Raw genomic sequence first — 11,769 nt, 5'->3', positions numbered from 1 at the left:
TTATTGATTTTTAATCAATTATGTTTTTTGTCGTGTACTAAACATCCCTTTAATAATTAATGATGAAATCATATGTCTTGATACTATTACAGGCCAAATAAAATTATCAGCTGATGCAATCAATAAGATTGTCTCACTAAAACCATCTATGAAAGAAGGAATAAAGTTTGCGATTTGCCAAAACAAAAAGCCATTATTTACAGGCTATTTTTGGAGTAGTTTTTCTTCTTATGGCAGTAATTGGAATTCTATAGAATACAATCATACGAAAAAAGTAAGCGTACCAACAAACTTAAAAATATTCAAAGGGAATGGGATTGACGCATCAAAACGTAAAAAAATCAGCTTTGCTAATTATAAAGAACTAGTTCAAATTCTAAAACAATCAGAAAGGATTGGATGTAGAAACAATTAATTGCAAAAAAGTGATTTTAATGAAAACTTCGCTCAGATGGCAAATGCAATTATTGTAATAACCCCGATAGCGCGGATTTGTAATCCGTGCCGAAAGTAATACAGTATATAATCAAAGACGTTTGCCTAGCCCCGACTGCAGCGGCAGCCCGGAGTAAAAAAAGGCTGTGTGAATTGGGTTAAAAGCGGCGACCCCAGAAGCCGGTTGCAGCCCCATGAACACGCCTTTTTTTACGAGGACTACAGCGAAAGGCGGGAATAGCTACAAAAACTAATTAGCCCACTCAACACCCACGCGTATCGTAACGTTTTGGTTGGGATATGTGATCGTAATAAACTCCGGACGGTCGGTTTCGTAGTTTGAAAAATTGATTTCGCCGTAGTAAGGTGCTTCCATAAAGAAGTCGATCATGCCAATTTCGCCATCTACTTCGCCGGCACCAAAACGCAAAACACTGCTCGGAACTACGTATAAATTTTCGTTTTCGAGATTCCAAAACAAGCTCTGTTGGTTGAGTTGTATCGCCGAAAAATACCACTGTCGGTAGTTAAAAGCCGATTCGCGGTAATTGCCGATTTGAATTTTCTGAAAACCAAAACGCAAGTCGGCTTTTGCATCGGTACTTCCCGCCGGAAATTCGGTATCGAGATCGGTGTTGATGCCCGTAAAATTTATAAGTTCGATCGATTTTAACCTCACCGCATTTCCGCGAACAACATTTACAGTGATCGATTTTTCGCCCAACGCGCCAGCCGCATTTTTGCAACGAATTTTCAGCGTTTGCGTACCCGGCGTTTGAAATGCAAAATAAATATTGGTGTTGGAACCAAATCCGTTTAGGGCGTAACCACCTGTTTGAAAATTATCGAACGACGGCCAAACTTCCGTAATTACTTCGGCTGCAACCAGGTTTATAGTAAGCAATTGATCGATGCTAACTGTGGTAGCACTCGGCGTTGCCGTAAATTCGAAAACCTCCGGTTCGGTATTGATTTCACTAGAACTTTCGGAACAGCCCAAAAGGATTAAATAACAAAGTAAAGTGGCAATTTTTTTCATGTGTACTATCATTTAAGCAACCGGATGCAGGGCAATTTCGGCGGCATCGAGTTCGAGTTTGATTTTTTCTAGCGTTTCAGCCGCAATTACGGGATAATCGGTGAATGAAACCCAAGGTCGGACCGCAATTTTTACGTGATCGGCCAAGGCAATTACATCGACACGCGGTTCGGGATTCGTTAGAATCTTTGGATTATCGGACAAAATTTTTTCAATTATTTCTTTTACTTTCAGCAAATTAGCGTTATACGAAATGGCAATGCTCAAATCAACACGGCGAATACCAGCTTGCGATAAATTTACAATAGTTCCGTTGCTTAACGCGCCGTTTGGAACATAAATTGTTTGGTTGTTAGCACCGATGATTTTTGTTACAAAGATCTGAATTTCAGAAACTTCGCCGGTAACGTTTTGCGCTTCGATGTAATCGCCTACGCGGAAGGGTTTGAACAAAATAATGAGCATGCCTCCGGCAAAATTCGACAACGAGCCTTGTAAGGATAAACCAACCGCCAAGCCCGCAGCTCCTAAAATGGCTACAAACGATGAGGTTTCTATACCCAATTTTGAAATGAAGGCAGCGAACAGAAAAGCGCGCAAAATCCAGAGAAAAATGTCGGCTAAAAACTTACTTAAGGTAGGGTCGAGTTCGCGTTTGAGCATGATCCGACGGATGAGTCGGTTTACGATTCGAATTAAATACAAACCAACAAATAGAATGATAAACGCACTGATGAGTTTTGGCGAGTAATCGATGATGATTTGCCAAAGTTTCTCGGTGTAGGTGCTAATTTTTTGGGTTTGAACGTCGATTGAAGATTGCAAAAACATAGCTTTTTTATTTTTCCGCAGCAAAAGTACGGCTTGGTGGTGTTAATTCCGACACGCGTTTACAACTTTCGATTTGAGGAATTGTTAGCGTTGGTTCGCGGCAAAAAACCAATCTTTTGGCAGCTCGTTGATGCTGGTCACGGGCAAGTCGCAACCGGCAACCGAACAGCTGTACAGTTTTACTTCATCGCTATATTTTCCTGTTGTTTGTGGAAGTTCAAAATGGGTTGAAGCATAGATGATTTGCACGTCGGCCGCTATATTTTCGAGGATTTCGAGTTTTGCAGCAAAGTTCGGATTTGAGACAATGACGGCGCGCTGTTGGTTGTAGTTGGCGAGCAAAATAGAAAGCCAGTTGGCATACGCTCCGGGATAATCGATGCGAACGGTAATTGCTTCGAGCATTTTGTTTGCTCGTTCTAAAAAGTCGTTGTTCGAGCAAATGATGCCCAAGCGAAACAAATTCCTGCAATGCACCGAATTCGAGGCATTTATAACGTTGTCTTCGGTTTCGATATGTACCAAAGATTCGCGCGTGGCCGAGGCTTGATATTTGAAGAAAATGCCGTTTTTGTGATCAAACTCGCGCAGAACGGTCTGGCAAAGATCGATTGCTTTACGGAGAAAATTCTCGTTTGCCGTTAGCTGGTAGTAATCTAAAAACGCTTCGATAGCAAAGGCGTAATCTTCGAGACATCCGTTTATTTCTTGCGTATCTACCCGAAAAACGCGATTTCCAGTTAAGCTGTTTTTTTCCAAAGCAAAGGCCAGGTCGGTAGCGCGCTGAAGGTACTCTTCGTCGCCGAATGCCGTAGCAGCTTTGCAGTAGGCGCTCAGGAGTTGGGCGTTCCACGAGCTAATTTTTTTGGTGTCGGTAACCGGATCGGATCTCTTTTTTCGTGCCGTTTTCAGCAGACCCAAGCTGTTTTCAAGTTTTTCCGCGAAGGCACTTTCGTGGAAGTTCAATTTGTGCGCCAGAGAAAGGTCGTCGTCGGTTCGAAATAAAACATACTGTTCGTCTTCCCAATAGCCGAGTTCATCGACATGAAAAACTTTGGAGAAGAAATCATACGATTCGCCTAATACGGCTTGAAGTTCGTCTTTTGTCCAGGTATAGAATGCGCCTTCGGCTGCTGTTCCGGAGGCGTTTAGGCTGTCGGCATCGAGTGCGGCAAAGTATAAACCAGATTCGGATTTTAAATTTTCTTCCAGAAACAGGGTGGTTTGTTTTGCGATGCGTTTAAGAAAAGAATCGTTGAATTGTTTGGCTGTTTCTGCGCAAAGCGAAAGGAGTTGAGCATTGTCGTATAACATTTTTTCGAAATGCGGAACATGCCAGCGGTGGTCGACTGAGTAGCGTGAAAACCCGCCGGCTACAGCGTCGTAAATTCCTCCTAATGCCATTCGTTTTAGCGTGTATAGCGCGAAATTGCTGTACGTATTTAAGTTGAATTGATTGCCAACTTCTAACAGTAATTTATAGTTGGAAGGCATCGGAAATTTGGGTGCCCGATCCATTCCACCCCATTCGTGATCGAAGTTCGACGACCATTTTTCGAGCAGTTGCGCAAAAAACTCTTTTTGATTTTCGGGTTGTGATGGAAACTCAAAAAGCGGTTTTATTTCCAGCGGATTTTGGATGGAAAGTAATGCATGTTCGAGTTTCTCGGCGTATTCGAAAATGACAGCCGGCTGATTTTGGTACAATTTTGCTAGTTGTTCAAGGCTCTGTGTCCATTCTTCAGTTCGGAAATAGGTTCCGCCCCAAATAGGTCGGCCGTCGGGCAAGGTAACTACGTTTAGTGGCCAGCCGCCGCGTTGCGTCATGAGTTGCACGGCTTTCATGTAGGCGGCATCGATGTCGGGATGTTCTTCACGATCGATTTTCACCGAGATGAAGTGTTGGTTCATCAATGCGGCCACGTCTTGGTTTTCGAAGCTTTCGTGTTCCATCACATGGCACCAATGACAAGCTGCGTAGCCGATGCTAAAAACGATTAGCTTATCGGCTGCGGTGGCTTGATCTAAGATTTTTTGCGAATACGCTTTCCAGTAAATGGGATTATTGGCGTGTTGTTTGAGATACACACTTTTTTGTTGGGCGAGTTCGTTCATGTGTATCGGGATGTTTGGTGCTAGGCGTTAATGGCTTCGACTTTAATTTGTTCGTCTTTTAGCATGTCTTTCAACATGTTTTCGATACCGCTTTTCAGGGTAAATGTCGACGATGGGCAGCCGCTGCACGCACCTTGTAAAACAACTTTTACGCGTTTATCTTCTGGGTCGTACGAATCGAAAAGAATATTTCCGCCATCGGCAGCCACTGCTGGTTTTACGTATTCTTCGAGAATATTGATAATTTGCTGCGACGTTGTATCTAGGTTGTCGAAATTGGCGACAGTTTGCTTTTCTGCGACAGCGGTTTTTTTGAAAGCTTCTTCGTTGAGAATAGGTCCGCCGCTTTCCACATAACTTTTGATGAACGTGCGCAGTTCGAGCGTAATTTCGTTCCAGTCGTAACTGCTGTATTTGGTGATTGAGACGTAATTTTCATCGATAAAAACTTCTTTCACGAATGGGATTTTAAAGAGTTCGATAGCCAGGGGTGCTTCTTGGGCTTCGTCGATATTTTTAAATTCTGCCGCTACTTTGGTGAGCAAACGGCTGCAGACGAATTTCAAAACCGCGGGATTAGGTGTGGTTTCACCGTAAACTGTTGCGGGCTTTTTCAATTCAAAAGCTGGTTTTTCGGGCAATTTTACGAGAATTCCTCCGTTATTAATGAAGTCGTTTATTTGTTCAGCGACAGCATCTTTGACATCTTCCCACTCGACAATATTGTAACGTTCAATAGCGATAAAGTTATCTGCGAGAAGAACTGATTTTACAAAAGGGAGGTAAAAAAGCTGTTGGGCTAGTGGAGAGTTTACGGCTTCATCGATGTTTTTAAACTGATGTTGTCCGCCGGGTATTGTATGTGCTTGCAACTCAAACTTTAAAATTGTTGGGTTTTGAGTTGATTTAATTATAACATTTTCCATAAAAATTGTAGTATTCTGCAAAATTAACAAAGAAACTACGGTTACTTATTTATATTTGGAGATTTAATAAATCTTTAAGGAAAGCTTATGGTTTTAGATACAGGTATCGACTAACATTTGGGTATCGCTATGAAAAAATTATTACAATTACTTTTATTTTTTGGATTCATACAAGTAGCAGTAGGTCAGCAGGCTGATGTTGTAGTTTCTGTAACGAACAATCAAATTGTGTATGTTCCTGGGACGGAATTAATTTACACAATAACCGTTTCAAATTTTGGGCCCAATACGGCCAATGGCGTTGAGGTTATTAGTCCGCTTCCTGCTGGAATCACCGAAGGGTATTATTGGGAAGGCAGTAATAATACATCGGGTTCAAATTCACAGCTTTTTGATCGGATACGCACATTAACTTCTGGGCAAACGGTTACCTACACGTTGTTTATCGATGTTCCATTAACATACAGCGGCCCTCTCACAGTTGCAGCTACGGCCAACAGTATCGGAGCTCCGGCACTTACTGCACCGCCCTCTCCGGCATTGCCAGCTGTAGCCGATCCGAATTCGAATTCGAACTTAGCTTCTGATACAGATCAACAAAGCTCTTCTGATATTGCACTTACTTTTACGAACAATACTACTTATTATTTTCCGGGACAGGTATCTACCTATATTGCTACGGTAACAAATTTAGGACCGACGCCAGCGTTAAATGTTTCGATTTTCTGTGATATACCTAGCACAATTCCAGATGCTAATTTTACTTGGACAGGCTCGAATGGTAGCTCTGGTACGGGAACAGCCTTGTCTGACAATTTAGGCAATTTAGCTGTTGGAGAAACCGTTACTTACACACTAAATATCGCTGTTCCTACGGATTTTCAAGTGCTTTTGCAATTAAATTGTTCGGTTTTTTCAACCTCAACAGATGCAAATTTGACGAACAATAACGTAACTCAATTCGATGTAAAAGCGCAGGGAGCTGATATTACGGTTACTAACTCAGATAATTCGGATACATATATAGCGGGAAGTAGCTCTACATATACAGTCGTTGTTCAAAATTTAGGTCCAGATGTAGCTACAAACGTAGATGTTACATTTCCTTTGCCTGTTGGTATAACATCAATGTCTTGGGCGGGTAACGCTACTGGCGGAACGGGTGCATTGTCTAACACCATTCCTAGTTTGGCAGTAGGTGCAAATGTAACTTATACAGTAACTATAGATGTTCCGATTGGCTTTACGGGATCTTTAATTGCAGTAGCCAATGCCAGCGGAGTTGAAACTGATTTGAATTCACAATGCGACGGATGTACCGATATTAATACATCGGGAGCTGATCTAGTAACTACGATTACCAACAATCAGACAACTTTTGCAGGAGGATCGCAAACAACGTATACTGTTGCAGTAACAAATAATGGTCCGCAAACAGCCGAGAATGTATCGGTTATACAAACTTTATCAGCAGGAGCAGATGTTATAAGTTGGTCGGCTACAAACGGTACAGCTGGAGCAGATTTGTTAGATTTAGTAATACCAGCTTTAGCTGCAGGCGAAACAGTAACATTTACTATAAATGTATCTGTTTCAAATACAGCAGTTTCTCCATTAGTGAGTACAGTTAATGTGGATTCGGATACATTTGATCCAAATCCTAATTGTTCCACTTGCACAGATTCTGACACTAAACGTAGTGGTGATGTTAGTGTATCTATCACCAACAATGCTACAGAGTATGTTCGTGGAACGACGACCCAGGGAGTTTACCAAATAACGGTAACTAATAATTCCTCAGAAATTGTCAACGGAGTTACCATTACAAATCCTTCTCCATCAGGTTTAACGACGTACGTATGGACATCTTCCATAGGAACAAGTGGGACAGGAGGTATCACACAAACTATTCCAAGCATAGGTCCTGGCCAGTCAGTTGTATATACAATCAATTACACGGTTTCTCCATCATTTACTGCGAATTTAGTGAGTACTGTTACCGTTGTATCGCAAGGTTTAACAGACAGTTCGACTGCAAATAATGTGGCTGTGGATACAGATGTACCTCTATTGACCGCCGACTTGCAAATGACTATATCAAATGGACAGACGATCTATGTAGCGCCATCAACACTAGTTTATACTGTGGTTGTCCGAAATAACGGACCAACGCCAGCGACGAATATCAATGTTTCTATTCCCGCTTTAAGCGGTGGAGCTGCAATAACTTCATGGACTGGTAATGCTGCTACTGGAGATACTTCAGTTACAAATACAATTTCAAATTTGGCTGTTGGCGCTACAGTAACATATACTTTAAATGTAACTGTACCTGCTGGTTTTGCAGGAGATTTGACAGTAGCTGGAACGGTTACGGGTTCATCGGGGGATTTATTTCCAAGCAATAACGCGGGTCTTGATGTTGATGTTATTTCCAATCCACAAGCCGATGTAACGGTTTCAATTTCCGATAATACAACAACTTATACGCCAGGGACCATACAAACCTACACAGTTGCAGTTACCAACAATGGCCCTCAAAGTGCGGCAGCTGTAAACGTTTCTATTCCAATTCCCGCTGGAGTAACTACGGTAACTTGGGTCGGCAATGGCACCAACGGAACAGGGGCAATAAATAACAATATCACCTCCTTAGCAGCTGGAGAAACTGTGATTTATACGTATAATGTTACAGTTCCTATTACTGCAAACGCGGCAATAGTTGTAACTCCAACAATAACTTTTGCAGCAGATTCGGATACTTCAAACAACACTGTTTCTGACACGAATTCACCTCCAAGCTCCGACGTTTTAATTACAGTTACGCCGCCAACACCTGCGCCTACTAAAGGAACACAAGCCACTTTTGTTGTTACGGTTACAAACAATGGCCCAAGAGTAGCAACTAATGTTCAAATTTCAAATGCAAATCCTGTGGGTGCTGCAATAATTTCTTACACATCCAATAATGGGCTTTCGGGTTCGGGTCCGCTTAACCTGACAATTCCGTCGCTAGGAGTAGGGGCAAGCGTGATTTTTACAGTTGTTGTCGATATCCCAGTAAATTTTTCAGGAACTTTAAACAATACAGCAAGTGTAAGCAGTACAACAGCTGATTTAAATCTAGCGAATAATTCAGCAACAGGTTCTACCGTTCCGGTTAATTCTACAGTTGCTAACGATATTTCAGTTACAATATCTAATGCTGTAACCACTTATATAGCTGGTCAAACTTCAATCTATACAATTACAGTTCGCAACTTAGGAACGGCCTCGGCAAGTAATGTTTCGGTGAATAGCAGTTTGCCGGCAGATATCACCTCAGCTACGTGGACGGGTAATAGCACATCGGGCAACGGATCTTTGGTCGACGTTATTTCCTCCTTACCCGCTGGTTCTGCAGTACAATATACCGTAACTGTAAATATTCCGGCAAGCTTTCCACAAACAGCCAATTTGGTTTATACCGTAAATGCAATATTCCCATCGGATACAAATACTTCAAATAATCAGGCAACCGATGTTGATTCACCGCGACCGTTTGCTGATTTATCTGTTTTAAAGACAGATAATAAAACCACTTATGCTGAAACGCGTTTTGTTGACGATAAAATTGGTGATACAGTACCTGGATTTACGATTGAAGAATTCAATGAGTATGTAGTTACGGTAATTAATAATGGTCCGTCCGATGCTGTAAATGTTTCAGTTATAGATTTGCTTCCGAGTAATCCGATAGCTACCAACACAGCAATAGTTCCATCTGACATGACTTGGGTAGGTCCGAATGGGACTTCGGGGACCGGAACAATGATATCAAATTTACCTTCGCTTGCAGCAGGAGCCACGGTTACATACACAATTAGAGTTCGGGTACCTGCCAATTATAACATAGGTAGTAATAGTAATTTTACCAATACCGCTTCAGTAGCCAGCGACACCCCTGACGGAAATATTGCAAATAACTTGAGTACAGACGTTAACACGCCTGCATCTAGATTTATACTGGTAGAAAATGATCCTGCGAAGTATTCTGTGAATGGTCAGCTTAGCGGTTTAGCAGAAGGTTTTGTTCAAAACGTTTTAGTGCGTTCTAATTGTGCAGAAACAAGTAACTGGCAGTTGTCAAGCGGTCCAAATCCTTTGAATTACTCTGTTGGTTATTTTAATAGAAGAAATTCAGACTTTCCCATACAAGACGGTATCGTTTTAGTTTGCGGTAATGCTATGGATCCAAATGGTGCGGCAGGACCAAACGCTGCAATAGTAGATGGAGGAAATTGGGCAGGCGACACTGATTTTAACCCAGGATTTATGGTGCCACCAGTTGGTATTCCAGCAAATACGACCAATGATGCAGCCTTCCTGAAGTTTAATTTTGTTCCGTCGACAGATAAGCTAAAGTTTAACTTTGTATTTGCTTCTGAGGAATACAGTCAGAACAATTTTGAGTGTACCTATTCTGATGTATTTGCTTTTATTTTGACGGACCTTACTGCTGGAGGACAACCTAAAAATCTTGCAGTTATTCCAAATACGAATATACCCGTAAAAGTAACCACTATTCACCTTCCTGGTTGTGATGGAGGACAAAATCCACAGTGGTTTGGGAAGTATAATTTTAATAATGCCGATGCAACTGTTGCAGCAAACGCTGCGATTAACTTTAACGGACAGACGCGCATTATGCAAGCGCAGGGAGATGTCATTCCTGGACACCAATATTCCATCAAATTGGTAATAGCAAATCAAGGAGACGCTGCGTTGGCTTCTGCTGTATTTATCGAAGGAGGAAGTTTTGATTTTGAATCTGAAATTTCAGGAGCTGCACCATTCGATGATGTCACTGAATTTGAAGGAGGAAATGCCGTTTGTGATGAAGAAATTCGTACGATACAAATTGGCTCTGCACCGCTACCAAATGCTACATACAGCTGGCTTCTTAATGGTGTGAAAATCGATGGAGAAAATCAGTTTCAGCTGCAAGTTTCAGAAAATGGTGTCTATACAGCTGTGATAACTTTTGCGACCGGCTGTAAAAAAACAGATGATATAATAGTCAATTTCACTGATCCAATTCCTACAGCCGATCCCGAGAATATTACCCTAATAAATCCTTTAACACCAACCGTAACATTTAATATTAATCAGACATTACAAGTTTTGAATGGCTTTAGTTCTGCATTGTACGAAGTATCGTATCACCCAGACCAACAGTCTGCTATGGATTTTGCAAATAATATAAATGAAGCAGTTCCATTTGTAGTTAATATCGAAGACTTGCCGCTCACACTGTGGATGCGGATTGGGGATTTAAACTCCACGGCATTTTGCTCAAAATATCGACCTTTCGTTTTAGATGTATTTAATCCGACTGGAACAATTTCCTACGATGTATCAACAGGTTGTAGTGCACCAGGAGTTATTGGTACACCAACACAAAGCCCAGATTTAGAGCTGGGAGGGACATATTTTGCAACTCCTTCAGGGCTAGCTATCGATCCAGTTACGGGAGTTATTGATTACGAAGCCAGCACACCTAGTAATACTCCATATAGCGTCGCTTATACTATTCAGGTTTCAGATGATATTTCATATACCACACCTATTGTACAAATAACTGTAGAGAACTGCTGTATTACTACACTTCCGACGGACTTTCCAGTTTGTTACTCCAATCCCATTACCATCACTGCCACCAGTGATAAGCCAGCAGCTACTTTTAATTGGACTGGACCGAATGGCTTTACAGCAACTGGCACTACTATTACCGATTCTGCTGTTCTCCCCGCGGGTACTTATACTTATACAGCCACAGCTAATGATAATGGGATTGATTGTGATTCAGATTCAATTGTCATAACTGTACTGCCAGAGGTTACAGCTCAAATAGTGCCTAATAATTTTACGGTCTGTTCAGGGAGTAACACAGCTGTTCAATTCCAAGGACTAGCTGGTGCAACCATAACTTACAACATAAACGGTGGTGCAGATCAGACAGCAGTTTTAGATGCTACCGGATTTTTTCAAGTAGTCTTCACCAATGTAACCACTCCTTTTACTGTTAATTTGACCAAAGTTGAATTGATTTCATCAATAGTTTGTTCTCTACTTGGAACACCGATTTTAGATACCGTTACAGTTTCAACCGGTGCACCAACTGCTACAATCGGTTCTCCTAATCCGATTTGTGAAGGTAGTAATGCTACAGTGCCGGTTTCCGCAACTCCTAATACTATAGTTAATTTCGAGTATCAGAATTTGTCGGGAACTCAAAACGGATCAATACCGATTGATGGAAGCGGGCAAGGCCTTATAACACTAAACAACTTAACTTCGATTACCACTGTTAACTTGTTGAGCGTTACAACATCCGATACCCCGCCTTGTACAGCTACAATCACTGGTCAATCTGCAGTTGTT

General features: G+C 41.6%; 6 protein-coding genes. 2 read left to right on the top strand and 4 right to left on the bottom strand.

The annotated features are described in order from the left end of the window. Positions 1-148 precede the first annotated feature (148 nt). Positions 149-415: a hypothetical protein gene (locus CHX27_RS02695; RefSeq protein ID WP_094485227.1), complete on the top strand. Its 267-nt coding sequence runs from the start codon at positions 149-151 to the stop codon at positions 413-415. Between the two features lie 270 nt (positions 416-685). On the opposite strand, the gene CHX27_RS02690 is transcribed toward CHX27_RS02695, so the two are convergent. The 4 genes from CHX27_RS02690 to CHX27_RS02675 all read right to left on the bottom strand — a co-directional run bounded on the left by CHX27_RS02690 (position 686) and on the right by CHX27_RS02675 (position 5,346). Beyond that, positions 686-1,474 (bottom strand): hypothetical protein, encoded by a 789-nt coding sequence (locus CHX27_RS02690; protein WP_133063398.1) that lies wholly within the window; start codon positions 1,472-1,474, stop codon positions 686-688. A 12-nt stretch (positions 1,475-1,486) separates the two neighbouring features. Continuing rightward, positions 1,487-2,305, bottom strand: a complete 819-nt coding sequence (locus CHX27_RS02685; RefSeq protein ID WP_094485225.1) for a mechanosensitive ion channel family protein — start codon at positions 2,303-2,305, stop codon at positions 1,487-1,489. Positions 2,306-2,389: 84 nt separating this feature from the next. After that, positions 2,390-4,420, bottom strand: coding sequence for a thioredoxin domain-containing protein (locus CHX27_RS02680; RefSeq protein WP_094485224.1), 2,031 nt, complete (start codon positions 4,418-4,420; stop codon positions 2,390-2,392). A 20-nt stretch (positions 4,421-4,440) separates the two neighbouring features. Further along, positions 4,441-5,346: a NifU family protein gene (locus tag CHX27_RS02675; protein ID WP_094485223.1), complete on the bottom strand. Its 906-nt coding sequence runs from the start codon at positions 5,344-5,346 to the stop codon at positions 4,441-4,443. A gap of 129 nt (positions 5,347-5,475) precedes the next feature. Between CHX27_RS02675 and CHX27_RS02670 the strand changes: the two genes are divergently transcribed. Further along, a partial coding sequence (locus tag CHX27_RS02670) for a choice-of-anchor L domain-containing protein (protein ID WP_094485222.1) occupies positions 5,476-11,769 on the top strand: 6,294 nt, incomplete at its 3' end.

It is taken from the genome of Flavobacterium aurantiibacter (genome assembly GCF_002251775.1).
GTDB classification, from domain to species: domain Bacteria; phylum Bacteroidota; class Bacteroidia; order Flavobacteriales; family Flavobacteriaceae; genus Flavobacterium; species Flavobacterium aurantiibacter.
This window is presented reverse-complemented; position numbering and strand designations above follow the sequence as displayed.